The sequence below is a fragment of the Variovorax sp. YR266 genome (genome assembly GCF_900107295.1).
Lineage (GTDB): Bacteria > Pseudomonadota > Gammaproteobacteria > Burkholderiales > Burkholderiaceae_C > Variovorax.
The window spans coordinates 62,563-88,515 of sequence record NZ_FNPM01000008.1; the positions used below are offsets into that span (position 1 = coordinate 62,563).

Below are 25,953 nucleotides of genomic sequence, written 5' to 3' on the forward strand. Positions count from 1 at the left end.
CCATGAACACCAGCCTCGACATGCCCCAGCTGATCGCACTGGCCGCCGCCATCGGCTGGGCCAGCGGCGTGCGCCTTTACCTGGTCGTGCTGCTGACCGGCGTGGTGGGCTATTTCGGCTGGGTGCCGCTGCCGAGCGGGCTGCAACTGCTGGCGCATCCGGTCGTGATCGCGGCCAGCGGCTTCATGGTGTTCATCGAATTCTTCGCGGACAAGATTCCCGGCCTCGATTCGCTGTGGGACGTGGTGCACACGGCCATCCGCATCCCGGCCGGCGCGGCGCTCGCGGCCAGCGTGTTCGGCGCTGACCATGGCGCGATGGCCGTCGTCGCGGCGCTGGTGGGCGGCAGCTTCGCGGCCACGGCGCATGCGGCCAAGGCCACGACGCGCGCGGCCATCAACACATCGCCCGAGCCGTTTTCTAACGTGGGCGCTTCGCTGGTCGAAGACACGATGGTGCCGGCGGGCCTGTGGCTCGCGGTGGCGCATCCCTTCGTCTTTCTCGTGCTGTTCGTGCTGGTGCTTGTGCTGAGCGTGTGGCTCATCCGCAAGAGCTGGCGTTTCCTCAAGGCGCTGTTCGCCCGCGTGGCCCGCATCTTCAGCGGCCGACCCGATCCGGGCGTGGTGCCCGCGTTCCAACTGAAAAAGAATCCTCCGGGAGACACTCCGAATGTTTAAGAAGATCCTGATCGCCAATCGCGGCGAAATCGCTTGCCGGGTTGCCGCGACGGCGCGCCGCATGGCCATTCGCACGGTCGCCGTGTACTCCGATGCCGACGCGCATGCCAACCACGTTCGCGCCTGCGACGAGTCTGTGCACCTCGGCGGCAGCGCCCCGAAGGACAGCTACCTGCGCTGGGAAAAGATCCTCGAAGCCGCCAAGGCCACGGGCGCCGAGGCCGTGCATCCGGGCTACGGTTTCCTCAGCGAGAACGAAGAGTTCGCGCAGGCCTGCGCCGACGCGGGCCTGGTCTTCATCGGCCCGCCGCCTTCGGCCATCAAGGCCATGGGCCTGAAGGCCGAGTCGAAGCAGCTGATGGAAAAGGCCGGCGTGCCGCTGGTGCCGGGCTACCACGGCCACGACCAGAACCCGCAGCTGCTGCAGCGCGAGGCCGATCGCATCGGCTACCCGGTGCTCATCAAGGCCAGCGCGGGTGGCGGCGGCAAGGGCATGCGCGCGGTCGACAAGGCCGAAGACTTCGCCGCCGCGTTGGCCTCGTGCCAGCGCGAGGCCATCAACAGCTTCGGCGACGATGCGGTGCTGATCGAAAAGTACGTGCAGCGCCCGCGCCACATCGAGATCCAGGTGTTCGGCGACACGCACGGCAACTACGTCTACCTGTTCGAGCGCGACTGCTCGGTGCAGCGGCGCCACCAGAAGGTGCTCGAAGAAGCGCCCGCGCCCGGCATGACCGAGGCGATGCGCAAGCAGATGGGCGAAGCCGCCGTGGCTGCGGCGCGCGCCGTGAACTACGTGGGCGCTGGCACGGTGGAGTTCATCGTCGAGCAGCGCGAGGGCGGCGAGATGAACTTCTTCTTCATGGAGATGAATACGCGCTTGCAGGTGGAGCATCCGGTGACGGAGGCAATCACCGGCCTCGACCTCGTCGAATGGCAACTGCGCGTGGCATCGGGCGAGACGCTGCCCGCGAAGCAGCAAGAGCTGCAGATCCACGGCCATGCCATCGAGGCACGCATCTGCGCCGAGAACCCCGACAACAACTTCCTGCCCGCCACCGGCACTTTGCGCGTGTACCGCAAGCCGCAAGCGACGGCCTTCCAGCGCAGTCGCGTGCGCATCGACGATGGCGTGCGCGAGGGCGGCGAGATATCGCCCTTCTACGACTCGATGATCGCCAAGCTCATCGTGCACGGCACCACACGCGAAGAGGCGCTGGCCCGGCTCGACGCCGCGCTGGCGCAGGTGCAGATCGTGGGCGTGTCGACCAACGTGCAGTTCCTGCGCGGCATTCTGGCGACGGAGTCGTTCTCGAAGGCCAACCTCGACACCGCGCTGATCGAGCGCGAGCGCGCCGTGCTGTTCGACCGCGAAGCGCTGGGCCTGCCACTGGCGGCCGCTGCCGCGATCACGCGTACGCTGGTCACCGAACGGCCGGTTGGCGTGCCCGACCCGTTCGAACGCCGCGACGGCTGGCGCTCGCACGGCGAATATCTGCGCCGCTTCGACTTCGAATTTCGCGGCGCCGAACAGATCGCCCTGCTGACCTACAAGCGCGACGGCAGCCTGTGGCTCGAAGCCGGCGGCGCCGAAGGCCCGCTGGTGGTCGGGCAGTTCCCGTCGGGTGAGTTCGAGGTCGAGTTCGCGGGCAACCGCCAGACGCTCGACGTGCACGTCGATGGCGCCACCGCCCACATCTTCGCCTCGAAGGGCGCCACGAGGATCACCGCCATCGACCGCCTCGCCCACGCTGGCGACACGCAGGCCGAAGGCGGCCGGCTCACTGCGCCTATGCCGGGCAAGGTCGTGTCCTTCGCGGTCAAGGCCGGCGACAAGGTCAGCCGCGGCCAGCCGCTGGCGGTAATGGAGGCCATGAAAATGGAGCACACCATCGCAGCGCCGGCCGACGGCACGGTGGAAGAGCTGATGTTCGCGCCGGGCGAGCAGGTGGCCGAAGGCGACGAGTTGTTGCGAATGGGTGCTGCGGCCGCCTGAAAAAACTTAACCCCGTTCCGGGCGCCTGCCCGTATCAGCTGCGGTAGTCATCATTCAAGGGAACTCTCCATGACCTATCGCACGCCTTCCGGTTCGCCCCGTTTCCTCTCTGCCCGCCACCGCGCGGGCATCGTCTTGCTGGCCCTGGCGGCCGCGCTGTCGCTCGCCGGTTGCGACCGCAGGAACAACGAGACTGCCACGCTCGCCGAGCCGGCCTCGCCGCCGCCCGCGCCCATGCAGGCTGCAGCTGGCTATGCCGGTGGCATGGCCATGAGGAAGGAGGCGCGAATGCGTTCCGCGGCACCGGCCTCCGCACCGTCGGCCACCGACCAGTCGCAGGACAACACGCCGCTGCAGCGCTTCCTGGCCGTGCGGCAGGACTTGAACGTCGAAGTGCCGGCCGAGCAGCTGGCCGACGCCTGGGGCAAGGTACGCGACCTGTGCGGTTCGCTGAAGTGCGAGCTGCTGTCTTCTTCCCTGTTGCGCGAGACGCCGCAACAGCCCGGCAGCGCCATGCTCGAGATGCGCGTGGAACCCGCCGATGTCGACAAGCTGCTCGGCGGCCTGGCCGGCGTGGCGAACGTGGTCTCGCACACCACCACCAGCGAGGACAAGACCGCCGAGGTGATCGACGTCGAGGCCCGCATCAAGAACCGCACCGAGTTCCGCGACAGCCTGCGCACGATGCTGCGCGACACCGTCACCAAGCGCACCATGGCCGACCTGCTGGCCATCCAGCGCACGCTGTCGGACACGCAGGCCGAACTCGACGCCATCGCCACGCAGCGCAAGGTGCTGGCGCAGCAGACCAGCAAGCAGCACATCCAGATCCAGTTCACGCCCAGGCGCGCGCTGGTGAGTGGCAGCGATGGGTACAGCCCGATGGGACATGCGCTGCGCAACGCGGGCTCGGTGCTGGCGGAAAGCGTGGGCTCGCTGATCACCTTCGTCGCGGCGGTGCTGCCGTGGCTGGTGCTGGTGGTGCTGCCGATGGGATGGCTGGTGCGCGTGCTGTGGCGTCGTCGCCGCGCCACAGCCAGGGAAGCCAAGTAAGTAAGATCGCGGGAGGGTCGGTTTGAGGCCCTTTTTCTTACGCAGGAGCCTTTCTCGATGCCGGATCCGCTACGTCTCTACGTGGATGCCCAGTTCACCAGCCCCTATGCCATGTCGGTGTTCGTGGCGCTGCATGAAAAGCAGCTGGACTTCGACTTGTCCCCCGTCGACCTTGGGGCGCTGGAGCACAGGGCGGCCGGCTTCTCGCAGCTCTCGCTGACGCAGCGCGTGCCGACGCTGGTGCACGGCGACTTCTCCCTGTCGGAGTCGTCCGCGATCACCGAGTACATCGACGAGGCCTTCGCGCAGGGAACGGCGCTGTACCCGGCCGAGCCGCGTGCCCGAGCCCGCGCGCGCCAGCTGCAGGCCTGGCTTCGCAGCGACCTGATGCCGATCCGCCAGGAGCGCTCGACCGAGGTGATCTTCTACGGCCCGGCGAGCGCGCCGCTGTCGGCGGTGGCGCACCAGTCGGCGAAGACGCTCTTCCAGGTGGCGCAGGCGCTGCTTCCCGATGACGCGGAGAACCTGTTCGGCGAGTGGTCCATCGCCGACGTCGACCTGGCGCTGATGCTGAATCGCCTGGTCATGAACGGAGACGCCGTGCCGCAGCGGCTGGCGTCGTACGCGGACCGGCAGTGGCAGCGGCCGTCCGTCCAGAGCTGGGTGGCGCTGGAGCGGCCGCTGCGCTGAGGGCGAGGCGGCCCGTCAGCCCACCACCACTTCGCTGATCTGTATCACCGGCGCGATGTCGGTGTAGTTCTTCACGTCGCCCCTGATCTCCTTCGCGTGCGGACCGAAGGCATTCTGGAAGGCCTCGACCGATTCGGCGAACACGTGGCACATGGCGACGTAGGTGGGCGCGGAGTCCGGTGCGCCGCCGGTAAGGCCCTTGTCGATGGTGTACGAGAGGCATGCGTCGCCCATGCGGGCCTTGATCAGGGGCATGTGCTTTTCGCGGTAGTAGTCGTGATCGAACCGTGCGCCGGGGGCGTGGGGATACATCACGCTGAATTTGATCATTTAGGGGTCTCCTGAGGTGAGCGTTCGAGGATAGGAGATGGCCAGTGCCCGCACAAGCCGAGGGCGACGCGGGCGCGACCTAAGATGCGTGCCCATGCGAATCACCGTCTACCTCACCGACAACCGCCCAGACCCCTGGATCGAAGGCCTGAAGGCCGAACTCCCCGACGCCGTCATCGAAGCATGGAAGCCCGGCGCGCCGCAGGCCGACCATGCCGTGGTCTGGGCGCCGCCGCAGGAGTTTTTCGATGAGCAGCCCAAGCTGCGCGGCATCTTCAACATCGGCGCGGGCGTCGACGCGCTGCTCAAGCTCAAGGTGCCGGCGCACACGCGCATCGTGCGGCTCGACGACGCGGGCATGTCGGTGCAGATGGCCGAGTACGTCTGCCACACGCTCATTCGCCATTTCCGCGAGTTCGACGCCTACGAGGCCGATGCACGCGAAGGCAAGTGGAGCTACCGCAAGCCGAAGCTGCGGCGCGACTTCCCGGTCGGCATCATGGGCCTGGGCGTGCTCGGCGAGCGCGTGGCCAAGGCCGTGGCGCAGTTCGAGTTTCCGGTGCTGGGCTGGAGCCGTTCGCCAAAAGAGATCGACGGCGTGCGCGTGTTCAGCGGCGAGGCGCAGTTCGACGAGTTCCTGTCGTCCACGCGCGTGCTGGTCAACCTGCTGCCGCTGACCGAGGCGACGCGCGGCATCCTCAATCGCAACACGCTGGGCAAGCTGCGGCCCGAGGGCTATCTCATCAGCATCGCGCGCGGTGGCCATCTGGTCGAAGACGACCTCATTCCGATGCTCGACGCGGGCCAACTCGCGGGCGCGACGCTCGATGTGTTCCGGGTCGAGCCGCTGCCGGCCGAGCACGCCTTCTGGCGCCACCCGAAGATCACCGTGACGCCGCACGGCTCGGCGCGCACGCTGCGCGAGGAGTCCATCACCCAGATCGCCGGGAAGATCCGCGCGATGGAGCAGGGCCTGCCGGTTGCCGGCGTGGTCGATCCCGCGCGCGGCTACTGACGGCACAAGCTACGTCGGGCCCGCCGGAATAGGGTGCGGGCAGGGGAAACCCCGAAGCGCAAGTTTTTCACAAGTATGAAAATCTTTTCATGACTGTGAAAACCGCGTTTCGGGTGATCGAGATCGTCGAGCTCTTCGCCCGCGAGAAGCAGCCGTTGGCGTTGTCCGAGATGGCGCGCCTGCTCGACATGCCGGTGTCGAGCTGCCTGGGCCTGATCCGCACGCTCGAAGAGCAGGGCTACATGTACGAAACCGGCCGCCGCCAGGGCTACTACCCGACCGGCCGCCTGCTTGCGATGGCGCAGGTCATCGCCGCCCACGACCCGGTGCTCGACCGGGTGAAGGCCACGCTCGAAGAGCTGCGCGACGCGGCGCGCGAGACGGTGGTCTTCGCCAAGTTCCGCGATGCGGGCCTGGTGGTCTACCTGGAGGTGCTGAGCGCGCCGCAGAGCATCCGCTACACGGCCGAATCGGGCGAAACGCGCCCGGCCTACGCCAATTCGCTGGGCCGCGCGCTGCTGTCCACGCTCGACGCCGAAGCGCGCCGCAAGCTGCTGGGCGGCATGACGCTCGCGCCGCTGACCGAGGCCACGCTCACCACCGCCGACGCCATCGAGGCCGAGCTGCAGCGCTCCGCCGCGCGCGGCTGGTACGGCAACCTCGGCGAAAGCATTCCCGACCTGATCGGCCTGGCCTGGCCGCTGCGCATCGGCGGCGAGGCCTATGCCATCTCGGTTGCAGGCCCGCGCTACCGCATGGAGGCGCGCATCGAGGAGATCGCCGCAATGCTGCGCTCGGCCTGCCTCGCCATCGAACCCAAGACAGAAAGCCCCCGATGACTGCAACGACCGCTGCCCCACGCTACTTCGTCCGCGAGGACGAGATCGCCGGCTACCACCCCGCCAACCACACCGGCACGCTGAACAAGCGCCTGATCGGCCCAGAGACCGTGGGCGCCAGGCAGCTCGAAGTGCTGGTCGGCCACATCCAGAAGGGCAAGGGCGCGCTGCCGCATGCGCACCCGGGCATCGAGCAGGTCTGCTACATGCTCGAAGGCCGCGCGGTCGCCGAGGTGGGCGGCCAGCGGCAGGAGCTGCACCCCGGTGACAGCTGCTTTTTCCCGGCCGACGCGATGCACACCTTCACGGTGGTGAGCGACGAGCCGGTGCGCGTGCTGGTGATCTACAGCCCGCCGTACGAGGAATCGCCGGAGCGCGTGATCCGGCCCTGAACCGACACAACAACCGGAGACAAACCACATGCAGACGACGAAGAACGCGACAGGTCAAACGGTCGCGGTGGCGAACCGCCGCCGTTTCATTTCCATCGGCGCGGCCGCGGGGCTTGCCGGCACCGTGCCGTGGGCCTTCGCGCAGGACGGCTACCCGAAGCAGCCGATCAGGCTCGTCGTACCCTTCGCGGCCGGCAGCGGCACCGATGCCGTGGCGCGCATCACCGGGCAGATGCTCGGCGAGGCGCTCAAGGCTTCGGTCATCGTCGACAACAAGGCCGGCGCCAACGGCGTCATCGCGGCCGAGTTCGTCGCCAAGGCGCCGCCCGACGGCTACACGCTGTTCATGACGACCAACACCACGCACTCGGCCAACCCGAGCCTGATGAAGTCGCTGCCCTACGACCCGGTGAAAGACTTCGCGCCCGTCAGCCGCATGGGCAACCTGCCGTTCATGCTGGTGGTGAACAACGAACTGCCCGTCAAAAGCGTGGCCGAGCTGCTGGCCTGGGGCCGCGCGCACCCCGGCAAGCTGACCTATGCGAGCGGCAACAGCACCGGCATCGTGAGCGGCGCCACGCTGTCGCGCATGAGCGGCGTGCCGATGCTGCATGTGCCCTACAAGAGCACGCCGCCTGCAATTGCCGACCTGATCGGCGGGCAGGTGTCGATGATGGTGGTCGACCTCGCCGCGGGCCTTGCCACGGTGAAGGCCGGCAAGATGCGCGCGATTGCCGTCACCACGCAGGAGCGCACCAAGCTCTTTCCCGAGCTGCCGCCGCTGGCCGACACGCCCGAGCTGAAAGGCTTCGACATCACTTCGTGGAACGGCGTGTTCGCGCCGGCCGGCACGCCGCGAGACATCGTGCTGAAGCTCAACAAGGCGCTGTCCGAGATGGCCAACGGCGCGGCCTTCCGGGAGCGTGTGGCGAAGCTGGGCTTCGATGCCTTCGGCAGCACGCCGGAAGAGCTGGGCGCGTTCACCGTGTCGGAGCTTGCGAAGTGGAAGAAGCTGATCCAGGCCGCGGGGATCCAGCCCGAATGAGTGCGACCGGACCTCTGGAGGGCATCCGCATCCTCGACCTCACGGCCGTGGTGATGGGGCCGTATGCGACGCAGACGCTCGGCGACCTTGGCGCCGACATCATCAAGGTCGAGCCGCCCGGCGGCGACAACCTGCGTGCCGTCGGCCCGATGCGCCACCCGGGTATGGGCGCGATGGCGATGCACCTCAACCGCAACAAGCGCTCCATCGTGCTCGACCTCAAGCAGCCCGAGGGGCGCGAGGCCTGCCTGAAGCTGGCGGCGGGGTGCGATGCGCTGATCTACAACACGCGGCCGCAGGCGATGGCGCGGCTCGGGCTGGGCTACGAAGCCGTGGCTGCGGTCAACCCGAAGATCGTCTACCTCGGCGCCTTTGGCTACGGCGAGCAGGGGCCCTATGCCGGCAAGCCCGCCTACGACGACCTCATCCAAGGTGCAGCAGGCGTTGCCTCGCTGTTCGCGCAGCAAAGCGGCGGCGCGCCGCGCTACGCACCCGTCACGCTGGCCGACCGCGCCGTCGGCCTGCAAGCCGCCATCGCATTGCTCGCCGCCGTGCTGCACGCCCAACGCACCGGCAAGGGCCAGGCCGTCGAGGTGCCCATGTTCGAAGCCCTGTCGCAGTTCGTCATGGGCGACCATCTCGGCGGCCACAGCTTCGAGCCGCCGCTCGGTCCCACCGGCTATGCGCGCCTGCTCGCACCGCATCGCAAGCCCTACGCCACGGCCGACGGCTACCTCAGCGTGCTCATCTACAACGACAAGCACTGGCAGGCCTTCTTCGATGTGATCGGCCGGCCCGAGCTGCGCAGCTCGCCGATGTTCGGCACCCATACGGCGCGCGCCGCGAACATCGGCGCGGTCTATGCCTTCGTGGCCGAGGTGATGGCCACGCGCACCAGCGACGAATGGTTTGCCGCGCTCGATGTCGCGGACATTCCCGTCGCGCGGCTGCACAGCACCGACAGCCTGCTCGACGACCCGCACCTGCGCGCCGTCGGTTTCTACCCCGAGCTCGACCATCCGACGGAGGGCCGCATCCGCACCCTCGCGCCGGTCGGCCGCTACAGCGCCACGCCCACCGCCATCCGCCGCCCCACGCCGCGCATCGGCGAGCAGAGCGTGGAGCTGCTGCGCGAAGCGGGCTACGGCGACGAGGCCATCGAACGCATGCTCGAAAGCGGCGTCACGCTGCAACCGGACCCATTGAAGAAAGACGGCGAAGAATGAATTTCTCCCTGAACGAAGACCAGCGCTCGCTGGTCGCGGCCATCGAACGCCTTTGCGAAGACTTTCCCGCCGACTACTGGCGCGACCACGACGACCGCGCCGTGTTCCCGCACGAGTTCCACCGCGCCGTGGCCGAGAGCGGCTGGCTCGGCATCGCCATGCCCGAGGCGCAGGGCGGCGCGGGGCTCGGCATCACCGAGGCGGCGCTGATGATGCGCGCCATCAGTGCATCGGGCGCGGGTATGTCGGGCGCGTCGTCGGTGCACATGAACATCTTCGGGCTCAACCCGGTGGTGGTGTTCGGCAGCGAGGAGCAGCGCCAGCGCTTCCTGCCGCCGCTGATCGCCGGCAAGGAGAAAGCCTGCTTCGCCGTGACCGAGCCCGACGCGGGGCTCGACACCACCAGCCTCAAGACGCAGGCGGTGCGACAGCCGGATGGCGGCTACCTGCTGCACGGCCGCAAGATCTGGATATCGACCGCGCAGGTGGCCGACCGCATGCTGATCCTCACGCGCACCACGCCGCTGGACCAGGTGAAAAAGCCCACGCAGGGCCTCACGCTGTTCTACACGCCGCTGGACCGCAGCAAGGTCGAGGTGCGCGAGATCCACAAACTGGGCCGTGCGGCAGTCGACTCGAACATGCTCTTCATCGACGGGCTCGCAGTGCCGGAAGAAGACCGCATCGGCGAGGAAGGGCGCGGCTTCGAATACATCCTGCACGGCCTCAACCCCGAGCGCATATTGATCGCGGCGGAAGCCATCGGCATCGGCCGCGCGGCGCTGCGCATCGCTTCGCAGTACGCACAGGAGCGTGTCGTGTTCGGCCGGCCCATCGGCCAGAACCAGGGCGTGGCGCATCCGCTGGCGCGGGCCTGGGCCAACCTGGAGGCCGCAGATCTGATGATGCTCAAGGCCGCCACGCTGTACGACGCGGGTGAGCCCTGCGGCATCGAGGCCAACGCCGCCAAGTACCTCGCGGCAGAAGCGGCGCACGATGCCTGCCAGAACGCCGTGCTCACGCTGGGTGGCATGGGCTATGCGAAGGAATACCACGTGGAGCGGCTGCTGCGCGAGAGCTACATTCCGCGTATCGCACCCGTGAGCCCGCAGATGATCCTGAACTTCATCGCCGAAAAAGCGCTGGGGCTGCCCAAGTCGTACTGATCTGCACCACCACGCCATGAACAACGACGCCATCGTCACCCGCCACCTCGCCATCCGCGGCCGCGTGCAGGGCGTGGGTTACCGCTGGTCGATGGTGCAGGCGGCGAAGCGGCTCGGCGTGCGCGGCTGGGTGCGCAACCGGCGCGACGGGAGCGTGGAGGCGCTTGCAGCCGGCGGGGCCGACGCGGTGGAAGAGTTGATCCGCTGGGCGCGCCAGGGGCCGGACGGTGCGCGCGTGGATGCAGTCGACGTGAGCGATGCGGCTACGCACGGCGTGCCCGAGGGCTTCGAGCAGCGCGAAACCGCCTAGTACCCGCCGGCTGGCGCCATTTGCAACCCCGCAGGCGGGCATTGCTACCTTCCGCGGCTTGTGTACCAAGCAGGGCAATTGCATGTGTCGGACAATCGAAGGCGGTTTCTCATCCTCCCGCGACACAAGAGACATCCCATGAAACTCCCCACCAAAGTCAAGATCGTCGACGTCGGCCCGCGCGACGGCCTGCAGAACGAAAAGCAGCCGGTCTCAGCCGAAGTGAAGATCGGCCTCGTGCACCGCCTGCAGGATGCGGGGCTCAAGGAGATCGAGGTCACCAGCTTCGTGAGCCCCAAGTGGGTGCCGCAGATGGCCGACAACGCCGAGGTGATGCACGGCATCAGGCGCGAGCCCGGCGTGCGCTATTCGGTGCTCACGCCCAACATGAAAGGCTTCGAGGCCGCCATCGCCGCGCCGCGCGAAGAGTGGCCCGACGAGATCGTGGTGTTCGGCGCCGCGAGCGAAGCCTTCAGCCAGAAGAACATCAACTGCTCCATTGCCGAGAGCATCGAGCGCTTTGCGCCCGTGGTGGCCGCGGCGCTCGAGAAGGGCATCCGTGTGCGCGGCGCCATGTCGTGCACCGTGGGCTGCCCCTATGAAGGCGAGATCGCGCCGGCCAAGGTCGGCTACCTCGCGCAGCTGATGAAGGGCATCGGCGTGCAGCGCGTGGACGTGGCCGACACCATCGGCGTGGGCACGCCGCGCAAGGTGCAGGCGGCGATGGAGGCCACGCTGGCGCACTTCGATGTCGACGCCATTTCCGGCCACTTTCACGACACCTACGGGCAGGCGCTGGTCAACACGCTGGCGGCGCTCGAGATGGGCGTGTGGAACTTCCAATCGTCCTCGGCCGGCCTGGGCGGCTGCCCGTACGCCAAGGGCGCGACCGGCAACGTGGCGACCGAAGACGTGGTCTACATGCTGCACGGCATGGGCATCGAGACCGGCATCGACCTCGACAGGCTGATCGACGCGGGCGTGTACATCAGCGAGGCGCTGGGCCGCGAGCCGAACTCGCGCGCCTCGAAGGCCATTCGCACCAAGCGGGCGGGTTGAAGCATGGACCTGCAAGTCTGGCTCGCATTCCTGGTGGCGAGTTGCGTCATCGCCGTGTCGCCCGGTTCGGGCGCGGTGCTCAGCATGAGCCATGGGCTCAGCTACGGCGTGCGGCGCACCACGGCGACCATCGTCGGGCTCCAGCTGGGGCTCGCCGTGATCCTGCTGGTGGCCGGGCTCGGCGTGGGCGCGGTGCTCACCGCCTCGGCCACCGCGTTCACGGTCATCAAAGTGGTCGGCGCTTGCTACCTTCTGTGGCTGGGCTGGCGCCAGTGGCGCGCGCCCGTTGCGAAGATCGACGGCAACGCGCAGGAGGCGGCCTCCGAGCCCGACCTCACGGCGCCGCAGCGCGTGCTGCGCGGCTTCCTGACCAACGTGACCAACCCCAAGGGCATCGTCTTCATGGCGGCCGTGCTGCCGCAGTTCATCCAGCCGACGCGGCCGCTGTGGCTGCAGCTGCTGGTGCTGCTGGCCACGACGGTGATGGTCGACGTGACTGTGATGCACGGTTACGCATGGCTGGCCGCGCGGCTGCAGGGCGTGCTTCGCAGCGTGCGCGCCCGGCGTGCGCAGAACCGCGTCTTCGGCGGCGTGCTGATGGCGATGGGCGCATTCCTGTTTGCATTCAAGCGCAGCGCGTAGAGGCTGCGGACCCGTTTCCTCATTCCCCCGGCACCACGGTGCCTGATAGATTCGAATCCATGTCCATGTGCGGCTCTGAACTCCACTCCCTCCCCGAAGGCGTCCAGCGTGTCTCCCGCGTGCTGCAGGACGCCGGCCACCCCCATTCGCCACGCATGCTCGACGACGCCTGCCGCACCGCGCAGCAGGCGGCCGATGCGCTCGGCATCTCCGTCGGGCAGATCGCCAAGAGCATCATCTTCCGCCGCAAGAGCGACGAAGTGGCGGTGCTGGTCATCACCTCGGGCGACAAGCGCGTGGACGAGAAGAAGGTCGATGCGCTGGTCGGCAAGACCGGCCGTGCCGATGCCGACTTCGTGAAGGCGCGCACCGGCTTCACCATCGGCGGCGTCTCGCCCGTGGGCCATGTGACCAAGCCCGTGGTGTTGATCGACCGCGAGCTGTTCCGCTTCGAGGAAATCTGGGCGGCCGCGGGCCATCCGCATGCGGTGTTCCAGCTGCGCCCGCATGACCTCGAGAAGCTCACCGGCGCGCCGGTGGCGGACGTGGTGTGAATTTCGACGAGGCGGAAACGCTCGCCGAACGCGCCGTGGCCGTGCAGGCCATGGCGCAAGACGTGCCCTCGCCGTGCTCCTCGGTGTGCCGCATGGACCGCCTCAGCGGCTTCTGCGAAGGCTGCCTGCGCACCATTCCCGAGATCGCGGGCTGGAGCAAGATGGAAGACGAAACGCGGCGCCATGTGTGGCGAGCGATAGAGTTGCGGGCCAAGGCCGGCATCTGGCGGGCTCCAGCCGACACAGGAGACAGGCACGCATGAAGCACATCGACTTCTATCTCGACTTCATCTCGCCCTACGCGCATCTCGCGTTCGAACACCTGCCCGAGGCGCTCGAAGGCCTGAACTACAGCGTGGCGTACAAGCCGGTGCTGCTGGGCGCGCTGCTCAAGCAGCACGGGCAACTCGGCCCGGCAGAGATTCCGTCGAAGCGCAGCTGGACGTATCGCCACGTGCTCTGGCTGGGCCATGCGAACGGCATCGAGATCGAGATGCCGGCCTCGCATCCTTACAACCCGCTGGCCCACCTGCGGCTCGCGCTGTCGACCAGTGACGACGGCAGCATCAGCCGCCTTGTGGCAGAGACCGTCTTCCGCCACGTGTGGCGCGGCGGTGAAGAGCCTGGCGACGCCACGCGCCTTGCTGCGCTCACTGCACAGCTGAAGCCGAAGCGCGAAGCGAGCAGCGACGAGAGCAAGGCCCTGCTCAAGCGGAACACCGACGAGGCCCTGCAGCTCGGCGTGTTCGGCACGCCGGCCTATGTGGTCGACGGCCGCCTGTTCTGGGGCTTCGACGGCCTCCAGATGCTGCGTGCCTATCTGATGGGCGACGCATGGTTCGACGGCCCGCAATGGACCTTGGCCGACCAGCGCCCATCCCTGCTGCGCAGCAGCAAGAACCAGGCACCTAGGTAAAACCCGGTAAGGGCCGAATTTCTTACAGGCTGAAACGCGCTGCGCGGGTTTCACCCTAATCCGTAAGCGTCGGTTCAGTTTCGCGCAAGGCTCGGGTCAGTCGCGCCTCCAAGAATGCCTCACGGTCCCGAATGCCGGGAACCGCAACGAACGCATACACAGGAGATGACCAATGGCAGCCACACTAGATTCGAGGGGAGTGCCGCATCCGGCCCCCCGGCCCATGTCAGCGGAGGAGAAGAAAGTCATCTTCGCCTCCTCGCTCGGCACCGTGTTCGAGTGGTACGACTTCTACCTCTACGGTTCGCTGGCCGCGATCATCGCGAAGCAGTTCTTCAGTGGCCTGGATGCGGGCGCGGCCTTCATCTTCGCGCTGCTGGCGTTCGCCGCCGGCTTCCTGGTGCGTCCGTTCGGCGCCATCGTGTTCGGCCGCCTGGGCGACATGATCGGGCGCAAGTACACCTTCCTGGTGACGATCCTGATCATGGGCCTGTCGACCTTCATCGTCGGCCTGCTGCCCAGCTACGCGACCATCGGCGTCGCGGCGCCGGTGATCCTGATCGCGCTGCGCATGCTGCAGGGCCTGGCGCTCGGCGGTGAATACGGCGGTGCCGCCACTTACGTGGCCGAGCACTCGCCGCACGGCAAGCGCGGCGCCTACACCTCGTGGATCCAGACCACGGCAACGCTCGGCCTGTTCCTGAGCCTGCTGGTGATCCTGGGCGTGCGCGAATGGCTCGGCGAAGCGGTGTTCAACGACTGGGGCTGGCGCATTCCGTTCCTGGTGTCGATCCTGCTGCTGGGCATCTCGGTGTGGATCCGCCTGTCGCTGAGCGAATCGCCGGCCTTCCAGAAGATGAAGGCCGAGGGCAAGACCTCGAAGGCGCCGCTGTCCGAGTCGTTCGGCGAGTGGAAGAACCTGAAGATCGTCATCCTGGCGCTGGTCGGCCTCACGGCAGGCCAGGCGGTGGTCTGGTATTCGGGCCAGTTCTACGCGCTCTTCTTCCTGACTGCGCAGCTGAAGGTCGATGCGACCACGGCCAACCTGATGATCGCCGCCGCGCTGCTGCTCGGTACGCCGTTCTTCGTGGTGTTCGGCACGCTGTCGGACAAGATCGGCCGCAAGCCGATCATCATGGCCGGCTGCCTGCTGGCCGTGGTCACCTACTTCCCGGTCTTCAAGATGCTGACCGAAGCCGCCAACCCCGACCTGGCCCGCGCACAGGCCACGGCCGCCGTCACGGTGACGGCCGACCCGGCGACCTGCTCGTTCCAGGGCAATCCGGTGGCCCGCGAGATCGACTTCCGCAGCTCGTGCGACATCGCCAAGCGCTACCTCGTGCAGAACTCGGTGAGCTATGAGAACGTGGCCGGCGCGCCGGGTTCGAAGGCCATCGTGAAGATCGGCGACAAGTCGGTCGAGGCGCCGGTCGGCAACGTCGCGAACTCCAAGTTCGACGAGAACTCCGCCAAGGAAATCGCTGCCTTCAAGAAGGGCGTGGCCGAAGACCTGAAGGTTGCGGGCTACCCGGCCAAGGCCGACCCAGCCAAGATCAACAAGGTGATGACGGTGCTGCTGCTGTTCTGGCTGGTGCTGCTGGTGACCATGGTCTACGGCCCGATCGCGGCGATGCTGGTCGAGCTGTTCCCCACGCGCATCCGCTACACCTCGATGAGCCTGCCGTACCACATCGGCAACGGCTGGTTCGGCGGCCTGCTGCCGACCACTGCCTTCGCCATCGTGGCCTCCACCGGCAACATGTACAACGGGCTTTGGTATCCGATCATCATTGCCGGCATCACGCTGGTGGTGGGCACGATCTTCATCCGCGAAACCAAGAACGTGGACATCTACGCGAACGACTGAGCGTCGCTCGCACAGGAGGGCGCCATGCCCTCCGTTCAACAAAGAGGCTTCATGCCAACCGCATGAGGCCTTTTTCTTGAACCCCTCGAATCAATCAACCTCGTCAGGAGACAACACCCATGTGGAAACTCGTCGTCGGCTTCGTCATCTTTGCCGCCATTGCTCTGTACGTGATCTCCAAGGCCGGCGACAAGGTCGACATGTCGGGCGAGAAGCACGGTGGCGATACCACCACGCACGAGCCTGCGCCCGCCGCTGCGGCCAAGTAAGGCGCAGCCTTATCTCTTGAATTTGCCGTCGCTGACGATCGACAGGTCTACGAAGTCGATGCCTGTGTGATCGGTCGGCGAGTAGCTCACGTCGAGCCCGCCGCCCACGTCGTACTGGAAGTTGTTGAGCGTGGCGATGAGCTTTGCGCGCGTGGGCTTCGGGCCCGTGCGGCGCAGCGCCTCCACCATCACCTTGGTGGCGACGAAGCCTTCGAGCAGCGCGGGCGACAGGTCGTTCTGGCCCTTGGCCTTGGCCAGCGCCAGCGCTTCCTTGATGAGCGGGTGGCCGAAGGAGCGCTCGTAGGGCAGCACCTGCGTGATGATCACGCCGGCACTCGCCGAGCCCAGTTCCTTGATGAAGCCCGAGGCCGCGTTGTTCGACAGCGTGATGATCTGCGCCGCCGAGCCCGCGGCGCGCAGCGCCTTGATGCCGTCGGTCACGGCAGTGCCCGAGCCGATCCACAGCACCGCCTGCGCGTTGGCCTTGGTCAGCTGCGGAACGATCGCCGCGAAGTCGGGCTTGTTGCGGTCGGCCAGCGCGACCACGGCCGGCTTCAGGTTCGCTTTCTCGAAGCCCTTGTTCGCGCCTTCCATCGCGTCCTTGCCGAAGGAGTCGTCGGCCTGCACCACGGCGATGCGCTGGATGCCGGTGGTCTGCAGGTGCTGCACGGCCTTCTCGGCCTCGCGCTGGTAGGTCGAGCGCACGTTGAAGATGTTCTTCTGCAGCGGCTTGTGCAGCGCCATCGCACCCGTCGAAGGGCCGACCAACGCCACGCCGTACTTGTCGAGCAGCGGAATCACCGCGAGCGTGTTGGGCGTGCCGCGGTTGAGCAGCAGCGCGACGACCTTCTTGTCTTCGATGAGCACGCGCGTGTTCTCCAGCGAGCGCTTGGCGTCGAGGCCGTCGTCCATACGGATCACCTCGATCTGCTCGCCGTTGATGCCGCCCTGGGCGTTGACCTGGTCGATGACCAGTTGCGAGCCCATGATGGTTTCCTTGACGCTGGCCGCCACCGGCCCCGAAAGATCGGCCGACTGGCCGATCAGGATCTGGGCCGATGCGCCCGGGGCCGCCATGGCCAGGAGCAGCGCCACGGCGCAGGACGTGAACGTCTTTTTCATCGAGCAAAGCCTTTCCACGAAGCGGAGTGCTTCTGTCAGCAGGTGTGTAATGTGTTGCTGAACGTCACTTGCCGCCAGTTCGCGGAAACCCTGTCAAACCAAGGTTTGCAGAATGCCCAGAGCCAACGGCCCGCCGGTTTTGCCGGCGGGCCGTTGGTTCGAAAGGCGTAGTCGAGGGGCGGGGCTCAGCGCTTGAAGCGCCCGTCGCTGATGATCGAAAGGTCCGCGAAGTCGATGCCGCTGTGGTCCTGCGGCGAATAGCTCACTTCAAGCCCGCCGCCCAGGTCGTAGCCCTTGAGGCCTTCGAGCGCAGCGACCATCTTCGCGCGCGTGGGCTTGGGGCCCGCGCGGCGCAGCGCCTCCACCAGCACCTTGGCCGAGGCGAAGCCTTCGAGCATGGCCGGCGACAGCTCCGCCTGGCCCTTGGCCTGTGCGAGTGCCTGGGCTTCCTTCACCATCGGCTGGCCGAGCGAGCGCTCGTTCGGGAACACCTGCGTCACGATCACGCCCTTGCTCGCGTCGCCCAGCTGCTTGATGAAGCCCGAGGAGGCGTTGTTCGACAGCGTGACCACCTGCGCCGCCGAGCCGCCCGCGCGCAGCGCCTTGATGCCGTCGACCACGGCAACGCCCGAGCCGATCCACACCACGGCCTGCGCATTGGCGTCCTTGATGGCCGGCACGATGACCTTGTAGTCGGGCTTGTCGCGGTCGGCCGGAATGGTCACGACCGGCTTGGCCTTGCCCTTGGCGAAGCCGGTCATCGCGCCTTCGAGTGCGTCCGTGCCGAACGAGTCGGTCACGTGCACCACCGCGATCCGCGTGAGGCCGATGGTCAGCAGGTGCTGCACCGCCTTCTCGGCCTCGCGCTGGTAGGTGGCGCGCACGTTGAACACGTGCTTCTGCAGCGGCTTGTGCAGCACCATCGCGCCGGTGGAGGGGCCGATGAGCGCCACGTCGTACTTGTCGAGCCACGGGATGATGGCCTGCGAGTGCGGCGTGCCGCGGCTCATGAACAGCGCCAGCACTTTCTTGTCTTCGATCAGCACGCGAGCGTTTTCGCTGGCGCGCTTCACGTCGAAGCCGTCGTCCATGCGCAGTATTTCGATCTTCTCGCCGTGGATGCCGCCCTGGGCGTTGACCGAGTCGATCAGCAGCTGCGCGCCGCCGATGGTCTCGTTCACGCTCGCGGCCACCGAGCCGGTCACGCCGGTGGTCTGGCCGATCAGGATCTGGGCCGACGTACCCACGGCGCTGAGGGCCAGCAGGGCGGCGGCGCAAAGCATGCGCGTCTTTGTCATGGAAGTCTTTCGAGGGAATGCAGGAATTGGCGCGGGAGCATGTGAAAACAAATGTCGTATTTGTTTCTGAAAGTGTCTGAAACTCCATCCGGACAAACCCCTGCGCGGCCACCGACCTTGTGACGCAATGCGCAAACCCGTCATGGAGCACTCCCTAGAATGTTTGCCCCACCCCCCAAGGCACTCATGACACAGGGCTCCATCCGGATTCGCGGCGCGCGCCAGCACAACCTCCAGAACCTCGACCTCGACATCCGCACCGGCGAGATGACGGTGGTCACCGGGCCCAGCGGCTCGGGCAAGTCCAGCCTCGTTTTCGACACCCTCTACGCCGAAGGCCAGCGGCGCTACGTGGAGACCTTCTCCGCCTACGCCCGCCAGTTCCTGGACCGCATGGACAAGCCGGCCGTCGACAAGGTGGAGGGCGTGCCGCCCGCCATCGCCATCGACCAGACCAACCCGGTGCGCTCCTCGCGCTCCACGGTCGGCACGATGACCGAGCTGAACGACCACCTGAAGCTGCTCTTCGCGCGCGCGGCCAATCTGTTCGACCGCGAAACCGCGCTGCCGGTGCGCCACGATTCGCCCGACAGCATCTACGCGCAGATCGTCGAGCGCGCGGCCGCGGCGGGCGATCCGCGCCTCGTGGTCACCTTTCCGGTCGAGCTGCCCGCGAGCACCACGGCCGAGGAAGTCACGCAGTGGCTGTCGGCCAGCGGCTTCACGCGCGTGCAGGCCGAGCGCGAGGTGGCCACGCCCACCGGGCCGCGCAAGGTGCTCGACGTGGTGGCCGACCGCTTCCGCGCCTCGAGCGCCGAGCGCTCGCGGGTGGTCGAGGCCATCGAGGTGGCGCTCAAGCGCGGCAGCGGGCGCGTCACGGTGCATGCCACGGGCGCCGAAGAAAACGCGCCGACGGACGTCTGGAAGTTCTCCACCGGCCTGCACTGCCCCGAGAGCGACATCCGCTACGCCGACCCGATCCCGTCGATGTTCTCGTTCAACTCGGCCGTGGGCGCCTGCGAGACCTGCCGCGGTTTTGGCCGCGTGATCGGCGTCGACCTGGGCCTGGTGATTCCGAACGACAAGCTCACGCTGCGAGCCGGCGCCATCAAGACCATCCAGACGCCCGCCTGGAAGGAAGCGCAGGACGACCTCATGCGCCATGCCGAAACCGCCGGCATTCCGCGCGACACCCCCTGGAACAAGCTCACCGACGAGCAGAAGCACTGGGTGATCGAAGGCACGCCCAACTACAAGGAAGGCAACTGGAACAAGCAGTGGTACGGCGTGCGGCGCTTCTTCGGCTACCTGGAGAGCAAGGCCTACAAGATGCACATCCGCGTGCTCTTGTCCAAATACCGCAGCTACACGCCATGCCCCACCTGCAGCGGCGCGCGCCTGAAGCTCGACAGCCTGCTGTGGCGCATCGGCAGCAAGGAAGACGCCGACGCCGTGCTGCCGCCCGAAAAGCGCTTCATGCCCACCGGCGCCAAGTGGACGCGCGCGCAACTCGAAGCCCTGCCGGGCCTGTGCCTGCACGACCTGATGCTGCTGCCCATCGAGCGGCTGCGCAGGCTCTTCGACCGCGTCGAGCACCACGGCAACGGCCACACGGTGAGCGAAGGCGAAACCCAGGCGCTGAAACTGCTGTTCGAAGAAATCACCACGCGCCTGCGCTACCTGCACGACGTCGGCATCGGCTACCTCACGCTCGACCGCCAGAGCCGCACGCTGAGCGGCGGCGAAGTGCAGCGCATCAACCTCACGACCGCGCTCGGCACCTCGCTGGTCAATACGCTCTTCGTGCTCGACGAGCCCAGCATCGGCCTGCACCCGCGCGACATGAACCGCATCACCGAGGCCATGCTGCGCCTGCGCGATGCCGGCAACACGCTGGTGGTGGTCGAGCACGACCCGGCCGTGATGCTCGCCGCCGACCGCGTGATCGACATGGGCCCCGGCCCCGGCGCGCGCGGCGGGCAGATCGTGTTCGACGGCACCACCGACCAGTTGCGCGACGCCGACACGCTCACCGGCCAGTACCTGGGCGGGCGCAAGAAGATCGGCATGGGCTTCAAGCGGCTCGTGAGCGAGAACACGCACCGCCTCATTCTCGAAGGCGTGCGCGAGCACAACCTGAAGAACATCGCGGTGGAGTTCCCGCTGGCGCGCCTGGTGTGCGTTACCGGCGTCAGCGGCTCGGGCAAGTCCACGCTGATACAGGACGTGCTGGCGCCCGCGCTGATGCGCCACTTCGGCAAGGCCACCGAAACGCCCGGCGCGCACGACCGCATGCTCGGCGCCGACCACCTGGGCGACGTGGTGTTCGTCGACCAGTCGCCCATCGGCAAGACAGCGCGTTCCAACCCCGCGAGCTACGTGGGCGCGTGGGACGCCATCCGCGAGATCTTCGCCACCGCGGCGCTGTCGCGCCAGCGCGGCTACACCGCGAGCAAGTTCAGCTTCAACTCCGGCGACGGGCGCTGCCCGACCTGCGGCGGCTCGGGTTTCGAGCACGTCGAGATGCAGTTCCTGTCCGACGTGTACCTTCGCTGCCCCGATTGCGACGGCAAGCGCTACCGCCCCGAAATCCTCGAAGTACGCGTGGAGCGCAAGGGCAAGAGCTACAACGTGGCCGACGTGCTCGACCTCACCGTGGCCGAAGCGGCCACCGTGTTCGAGGCCGACCGCGACGTGCTGCGCGTGCTGCAGCCGATTTCCGACGTGGGTCTGGACTACGTCAAGCTCGGCCAGCCCGTGCCCACGCTGAGCGGCGGCGAGGCGCAGCGCCTGAAGCTCGCGGGTTTCCTGGCCGAGGCCGCCAAGAACGCGACCTCGAGCAAGCAGTCGGTGGCGCGCAAGGGCACGCTCTTCCTGTTCGACGAGCCGACCACCGGCCTGCACTTCGACGACATCGCGCGGCTGATGCGCGCGCTGCGCAAGCTGCTCGACGCCGGCCATTCGCTGATCGTCATCGAGCACAACCTCGACGTGATCCGCGCGAGCGACTGGCTCATCGACCTCGGCCCCGAAGGCGGCGAGGGCGGTGGCCAGGTGGTGGCAGAAGGCACGCCGGAGCAGCTGCGCGAGAACCGCGCTTCGCTCACCGGCGCCGCGCTGGCCGACTATGAATTGGCCATCGGCCCCGACGCCTACAAGGTGGCCGAGCGCGCCGCGCGCCGCTACATCGCCAATGCGAAGACGGCGCCGGGCAGCAACGCGATCGAGATCGTCAACGCGCGCGAGCACAACCTGAAGAACCTCAGCGTCGACATTCCGCGCGGCAAGTTCAGCGTGGTGACCGGCGTGAGCGGCTCGGGCAAGTCGACGCTGGCCTTCGACATTCTTTTCAACGAAGGTCAGCGCCGATACCTCGAATCGCTCAACGCCTATGCGCGCAGCATCGTGCAGCCGGCGGGCCGGCCCGAGGTGGACGCGGTGTACGGCATTCCGCCGACCGTGGCCATCGAGCAGCGCCTGTCGCGCGGCGGCCGCAAGAGCACGGTGGGCACCACCACCGAGGTGTGGCACTTCCTGCGGCTGCTGTACGTGAAGCTGGGCATCCAGCATTGCATTCACGACGGCGCCGCTGTGCAGCCGCAGACGCCCGACAGCATCGCCGCGCAGCTCATGCGCAACTTCAAGGGCCAGCACATCGGCCTGCTCGCGCCGCTGGTGAGCAACCGCAAGGGCGTGTACACCGAGCTGGCCGACTGGGCGCGCCCGCGCGGCTTCACGCACCTGCGCGTGGACGGCGACTTCCTGCCGACCGCCGGCTTCCCGCGCATCGACCGCTTCAAGGAGCACAGCATCGAGCTGCCCGTGGCCAGCCTCGACGTGCTGCCATCGAAGGAGACCGAGCTGCGCGAGGCGCTGACCAAGGCGCTCGAACACGGCAAGGGCGTTGTGCACGTGCTGAGCCAGCTCGACGGCCTGCGCGCCGCGATGATGGCGGGCGTGTCCGCCGCCGGCATCGGCCGCGTGAACGTGTTCTCCACGCTGCGCGCCTGCCCGGTGTGCAGCACCAGCTACGCCGAGCTCGACCCGCGCCTGTTCAGCTACAACAGCAAGCACGGCTGGTGCCCCGATTGCGTGGGCACGGGCGTCAAGCTCAGCAAGGACCAGCGCAAGGTGTTCGACGACTCCGTGCTGGCCGACGACAACAAGGGCCGCGAGCAGACCTTTGCCGAACCCGAGGTCGAGGACCTGGCCGACGTGGTCTGCCCGACCTGCGAAGGCACGCGCCTGAACGCCACGGCCCGCGCCGTGGGCTTCGGCACCGCGGCCGACGGCTCGGGCGGCATCGGCATCACCGAACTCGCGCGCATGAGCGTGACCGAGGTGCGCCAGTGGTTCGAGGGTCTGACGCTCACGGGCCGCGAAGCGGAGATCGCGCGCGATCTCGTGCCCGAGATCAAGAGCCGGCTCGAGTTCCTCGAAGAAGTGGGCCTGGGCTACCTCACGCTCGACCGTGGCGCGCCTACGCTTTCAGGCGGCGAGGCGCAGCGCATTCGCCTGGCGGCGCAGCTCGGCAGCAACCTGCAGGGCGTGTGCTACGTGCTCGACGAGCCGACCATCGGCCTGCACGCGCGTGACAACCAGATCCTGCTCGACGCGCTGCACAAGCTCGGCGACAAGGGCAACACGCTGGTGGTGGTGGAGCACGACGAAGACACAATCCGCCGCGCCGACCACATCATCGACATCGGCCCGAGCGCGGGCAAGCGTGGCGGCCGGCTGGTGGCCGAGGGCTCGGTGGCCGACATCCAGAACGCCGGCGATTCGCAGACCGGCCGCTACCTGCGCGATGCCATCAAGCACCCGCTGCAGGCGCGCCGCCTGGTGCCTTCGCCCAACCCCAAGGCCACGGACAACGGCGAATGGCTCACCGTGCACGGCGCCGACCTGCACAACCTGCAGGACGTGACCGCCACGCTGCCGCTGCACCGCCTGGTGGTGGTCACGGGCGTCAGCGGCTCGGGCAAGTCGACGCTCGCGCGCGACGTGCTGCTGGCCAACGTGCACGGCATCGTGGTGCAGCGCATGACCAAGGCGGGCCGCGACGCCGACGCCGCCGGCAAGCGCCCGGCCTGGGCCGGCTGCAGCAAGGTCGAGGGCTACGAGACCATCGACCGCGTGCTCGAAGTCGACCAGACGCCCATCGGCAAGACGCCGCGCAGCTGCCCGGCCACCTACATCGGCTTCTGGGACACCATCCGCAAGCTCTTCGCCGACACGCTCGAAGCCAAGGCGCGCGGCTACGGCCCGGCGCGCTTCAGCTTCAACACCGGCGAAGGTCGCTGCCCCGGTTGCGACGGTGCGGGCGTGCGCACCATCGAGATGAGCTTCCTGCCCGACGTGAAGGTGCCCTGCGAGGTGTGCCACGGCGCGCGCTTCAACCCCGAGACGCTGGCCGTGAGCTGGCGCGGCAAGAGCATCGGCGACGTGCTGAAGATGGAAGTCGACGAGGCCGTCGAGTTCTTCGCCAGCATGCCCAACATCGCCCACCCGCTGCAGCTGCTGAAGGACGTGGGGCTCGGCTACCTCACGCTGGGGCAACCCTCGCCCACGCTGTCGGGCGGCGAAGCGCAGCGCATCAAGCTGGTGACCGAGCTGAGCAAGGTGCGCGACGACATCACCCGCCGCGGCCAGAAGGCGCCGCACACGCTGTACGTGCTCGATGAGCCGACCGTGGGCCTGCACATGGCCGACGTCGAGAAGCTGATCCACGTGCTGCACCGGCTGGTGAACGGCGGCCACAGCGTGGTGGTGATCGAGCACGACCTCGACCTGATCGCCGAGGCCGACTGGATCCTCGACCTCGGGCCCGAGGGCGGCAACGCCGGTGGGCGCATCGTCGCGGCGGCGCCGCCGGAAGAGGTGGTGCGGCTCGGCACGCACACCGGCGTGGCCTTGGCGCCGGTGCTGGCTCGATAGGTAGGGCAGGGCGGGGCTTGCCCCGCCTTCTTCCTCCTCTTATTTCTGGATATCGCCCAGGCAGAGGTACTTGATCTCCACGTAGTCGTCCATGCCGTGGTGCGAGCCTTCGCGCCCCAGGCCCGACTGCTTCACGCCGCCGAAGGGCACGTGCTCGGTGGCGATCACGCCGGCGTTGATGCCGACCATGCCGTATTCCAGCGCTTCCGCCACGCGAAAGATCCGGCCCACGTCGCGTGTGTAGAAGTAGCTCGCGAGGCCGAACTCGGTGTTGTTTGCCGCGTCGATGCCGTCCTGCTCGGTCTTGAAGCGGAACACGGGCGCGAAGGGGCCGAAGGTTTCTTCGCGCGCGCACAGCATGTCGGGGGTGGCTTCGGCAATCACGGTCGGCTCGAAGAACTGGCCCTGCATCCTGTGGCCGCCCGCCAGCACCTTGCCGCCCTTGGCGATGGCGTCGGCTACATGGCGCTGCACCTTGTCGATGGCCGCATCCTCGATCAGCGGGCCCTGCGTCACGCCGTCCTCGAAGCCGTTGCCGACCTTGAGCGCCCTGACCTTGGCCGCGAACTTCTCGACGAAGGCGTCATAGATGCCTTCCTGCACATACAGCCGGTTCGCGCACACGCAGGTCTGGCCGGCGTTGCGGTATTTGCTCGCGATGGCGCCTTCGACAGCCGAATCCACATCCGCATCGTCGAACACCAGAAAAGGCGCGTTGCCGCCCAGCTCCAGCGACAGCTTCTTGACCGTCGGCGCGCACTGGCTCATCAGGATGCGGCCCACTTCGGTGGAGCCCGTGAAGCTCAGGTGGCGCACGACGTCGCTCTCGCACAGCTCCTTGCCGATCGCGATGCTGTTCTGGCTGTCGGCCGTGAGCACGTTGAGCACGCCCGCCGGAATGCCGGCCCGCACGGCCAGCTCCGCAGCGGCCAGCGCGGTCAGCGGCGTGAGTTCGGCCGGCTTGATGACGACCGTGCAGCCCGCGGCCAGTGCCGGCGCCACCTTGCGGGTGATCATGGCCAGCGGAAAATTCCACGGCGTGATCGCCGCGCACACGCCGATGGGCTGCTTCATCACCAGCAGGCGGCGGTTGTTGTCGAACTGCGGCAGCACCTCGCCGTTCACGCGCTTGGCTTCCTCGGCAAACCACTCGATGAAGCTCGCGCCGTAGGCAACCTCGCCCTTGGCCTCGGCAAAAGGCTTGCCCTGCTCGGCGGTCATCAGGCGGCCAATGTCCTCGGTGTTGGCGATCAGCAGGTCGAACCACTTGCGCAGCACGATGCTCCGCTCCTTGCCGGTCTTGCCGCGCCAGGCGGCAAGCGCCTTGTTGGCGGCGGCGATGGCGTGCGCGGCATCCGTACGCGTGAGGTTGGCCACGTCGACCAGCTTCCGGCCGGTGGCCGGGTCGTTCACGTCGAAGCGGCTCGCGCCCGCAATCCACTCGCCTGCGATCAGCGCATCGGTCTTGAGCAGGGTCGGGTCGTTCAGCAGTGCCAGGGGAGATGTCTTCGTGTCCATGGTGTCGTGTTGTCTCTAAAGAAATGAGTAGC

At 67.6% G+C, this 25,953-nt stretch carries 23 protein-coding genes; 19 read left to right on the forward strand and 4 right to left on the reverse strand.

Annotated elements, in window-relative coordinates; all coding sequences use genetic code 11:
- Nucleotides 1-2: 2 nt before the first annotated feature.
- From BLW48_RS20910 to yfcF, 4 genes are all read left to right on the forward strand, one after another.
- Complete coding sequence (locus tag BLW48_RS20910) at nucleotides 3-677, forward strand: DUF4126 domain-containing protein (RefSeq protein ID WP_093177270.1); 675 nt, start codon at nucleotides 3-5, stop codon at nucleotides 675-677.
- A complete protein-coding gene (locus tag BLW48_RS20915; protein WP_093177271.1) occupies nucleotides 670-2,673 on the forward strand; it encodes an acetyl-CoA carboxylase biotin carboxylase subunit in 2,004 nt (667 codons plus the stop codon). Before BLW48_RS20910 ends, BLW48_RS20915 begins: the two co-directional genes overlap by 8 nt.
- Nucleotides 2,674-2,742: 69 nt before the next feature.
- A complete protein-coding gene (locus tag BLW48_RS20920; protein ID WP_093177273.1) occupies nucleotides 2,743-3,726 on the forward strand; it encodes a DUF4349 domain-containing protein in 984 nt (327 codons plus the stop codon).
- Nucleotides 3,727-3,783: 57 nt separating this feature from the next.
- Nucleotides 3,784-4,416: a glutathione transferase gene (yfcF, locus tag BLW48_RS20925; protein WP_093177274.1), complete on the forward strand. Its 633-nt coding sequence runs from the start codon at nucleotides 3,784-3,786 to the stop codon at nucleotides 4,414-4,416.
- A gap of 15 nt (nucleotides 4,417-4,431) precedes the next feature.
- On the opposite strand, the gene BLW48_RS20930 is transcribed toward yfcF, so the two are convergent.
- Entirely contained in the window at nucleotides 4,432-4,746 is a 315-nt protein-coding gene (locus BLW48_RS20930; protein ID WP_093056743.1) for an EthD family reductase, read from the reverse strand.
- 94 nt (nucleotides 4,747-4,840) lie between these two features.
- Between BLW48_RS20930 and BLW48_RS20935 the strand changes: the two genes are divergently transcribed.
- From BLW48_RS20935 to BLW48_RS35435, 14 genes are all read left to right on the forward strand, one after another.
- Nucleotides 4,841-5,761 carry a 2-hydroxyacid dehydrogenase gene (locus BLW48_RS20935; RefSeq protein WP_093177276.1) on the forward strand — a complete coding sequence of 307 codons (921 nt, stop codon included), beginning with the start codon at nucleotides 4,841-4,843 and terminating at the stop codon, nucleotides 5,759-5,761.
- A gap of 89 nt (nucleotides 5,762-5,850) precedes the next feature.
- Nucleotides 5,851-6,600, forward strand: a complete 750-nt coding sequence (locus tag BLW48_RS20940; RefSeq protein ID WP_093177277.1) for an IclR family transcriptional regulator — start codon at nucleotides 5,851-5,853, stop codon at nucleotides 6,598-6,600.
- Nucleotides 6,597-6,992 (forward strand): cupin domain-containing protein, encoded by a 396-nt coding sequence (locus BLW48_RS20945; RefSeq protein WP_093177279.1) that lies wholly within the window; start codon nucleotides 6,597-6,599, stop codon nucleotides 6,990-6,992. Before BLW48_RS20940 ends, BLW48_RS20945 begins: the two co-directional genes overlap by 4 nt.
- A 28-nt stretch (nucleotides 6,993-7,020) precedes the next feature.
- Entirely contained in the window at nucleotides 7,021-8,037 is a 1,017-nt protein-coding gene (locus BLW48_RS20950) for a Bug family tripartite tricarboxylate transporter substrate binding protein (RefSeq protein WP_093177280.1), read from the forward strand.
- Complete coding sequence (locus BLW48_RS20955; RefSeq protein WP_093078356.1) at nucleotides 8,034-9,263, forward strand: CaiB/BaiF CoA transferase family protein; 1,230 nt, start codon at nucleotides 8,034-8,036, stop codon at nucleotides 9,261-9,263. Before BLW48_RS20950 ends, BLW48_RS20955 begins: the two co-directional genes overlap by 4 nt.
- Nucleotides 9,260-10,429 carry an acyl-CoA dehydrogenase family protein gene (locus tag BLW48_RS20960; protein ID WP_093177282.1) on the forward strand — a complete coding sequence of 390 codons (1,170 nt, stop codon included), beginning with the start codon at nucleotides 9,260-9,262 and terminating at the stop codon, nucleotides 10,427-10,429. Before BLW48_RS20955 ends, BLW48_RS20960 begins: the two co-directional genes overlap by 4 nt.
- Nucleotides 10,430-10,445: 16 nt before the next feature.
- Nucleotides 10,446-10,739: an acylphosphatase gene (locus BLW48_RS20965; protein ID WP_093177283.1), complete on the forward strand. Its 294-nt coding sequence runs from the start codon at nucleotides 10,446-10,448 to the stop codon at nucleotides 10,737-10,739.
- 138 nt (nucleotides 10,740-10,877) lie between these two features.
- Nucleotides 10,878-11,798: a hydroxymethylglutaryl-CoA lyase gene (locus tag BLW48_RS20970; protein WP_093177285.1), complete on the forward strand. Its 921-nt coding sequence runs from the start codon at nucleotides 10,878-10,880 to the stop codon at nucleotides 11,796-11,798.
- Nucleotides 11,799-11,801: 3 nt separating this feature from the next.
- On the forward strand, nucleotides 11,802-12,440 hold the full coding sequence (gene rhtB, locus BLW48_RS20975; RefSeq protein ID WP_093056734.1) for a homoserine/homoserine lactone efflux protein: 639 nt from the start codon (nucleotides 11,802-11,804) through the stop codon (nucleotides 12,438-12,440).
- Between the two features lie 65 nt (nucleotides 12,441-12,505).
- Nucleotides 12,506-12,994, forward strand: coding sequence for a YbaK/EbsC family protein (locus BLW48_RS20980; protein WP_093056785.1), 489 nt, complete (start codon nucleotides 12,506-12,508; stop codon nucleotides 12,992-12,994).
- The gene (locus BLW48_RS20985) at nucleotides 12,991-13,257 is read left to right on the forward strand and encodes a DUF1289 domain-containing protein (protein WP_093056733.1); all 267 of its coding nucleotides are present in this window, start codon (nucleotides 12,991-12,993) and stop codon (nucleotides 13,255-13,257) included. The genes BLW48_RS20980 and BLW48_RS20985 overlap by 4 nt, the downstream gene beginning before the upstream one ends.
- Complete coding sequence (locus BLW48_RS20990) at nucleotides 13,254-13,910, forward strand: 2-hydroxychromene-2-carboxylate isomerase (RefSeq protein ID WP_093177286.1); 657 nt, start codon at nucleotides 13,254-13,256, stop codon at nucleotides 13,908-13,910. Before BLW48_RS20985 ends, BLW48_RS20990 begins: the two co-directional genes overlap by 4 nt.
- Nucleotides 13,911-14,082: 172 nt before the next feature.
- A complete protein-coding gene (locus BLW48_RS20995) occupies nucleotides 14,083-15,777 on the forward strand; it encodes an MFS transporter (RefSeq protein ID WP_093056731.1) in 1,695 nt (564 codons plus the stop codon).
- A gap of 119 nt (nucleotides 15,778-15,896) precedes the next feature.
- On the forward strand, nucleotides 15,897-16,046 hold the full coding sequence (locus BLW48_RS35435; RefSeq protein WP_177142375.1) for a hypothetical protein: 150 nt from the start codon (nucleotides 15,897-15,899) through the stop codon (nucleotides 16,044-16,046).
- A gap of 9 nt (nucleotides 16,047-16,055) precedes the next feature.
- Here the strand turns inward: BLW48_RS35435 and BLW48_RS21000 are convergent, their stop codons facing one another.
- The gene (locus BLW48_RS21000) at nucleotides 16,056-17,168 is read right to left on the reverse strand and encodes an ABC transporter substrate-binding protein (RefSeq protein WP_093056730.1); all 1,113 of its coding nucleotides are present in this window, start codon (nucleotides 17,166-17,168) and stop codon (nucleotides 16,056-16,058) included.
- 185 nt (nucleotides 17,169-17,353) lie between these two features.
- Nucleotides 17,354-18,466 carry an ABC transporter substrate-binding protein gene (locus BLW48_RS21005; protein ID WP_093177288.1) on the reverse strand — a complete coding sequence of 371 codons (1,113 nt, stop codon included), beginning with the start codon at nucleotides 18,464-18,466 and terminating at the stop codon, nucleotides 17,354-17,356.
- Nucleotides 18,467-18,652: 186 nt separating this feature from the next.
- On the opposite strand from BLW48_RS21005, the gene uvrA reads away from it, so the two are divergent.
- Nucleotides 18,653-24,403: an excinuclease ABC subunit UvrA gene (gene uvrA, locus BLW48_RS21010; protein ID WP_093177289.1), complete on the forward strand. Its 5,751-nt coding sequence runs from the start codon at nucleotides 18,653-18,655 to the stop codon at nucleotides 24,401-24,403.
- 39 nt (nucleotides 24,404-24,442) lie between these two features.
- Here uvrA and BLW48_RS21015 read toward each other — a convergent pair whose 3' ends face one another.
- Complete coding sequence (locus BLW48_RS21015; protein ID WP_093177291.1) at nucleotides 24,443-25,921, reverse strand: NAD-dependent succinate-semialdehyde dehydrogenase; 1,479 nt, start codon at nucleotides 25,919-25,921, stop codon at nucleotides 24,443-24,445.
- Between the last annotated feature and the right edge of the window lie 32 nt (nucleotides 25,922-25,953).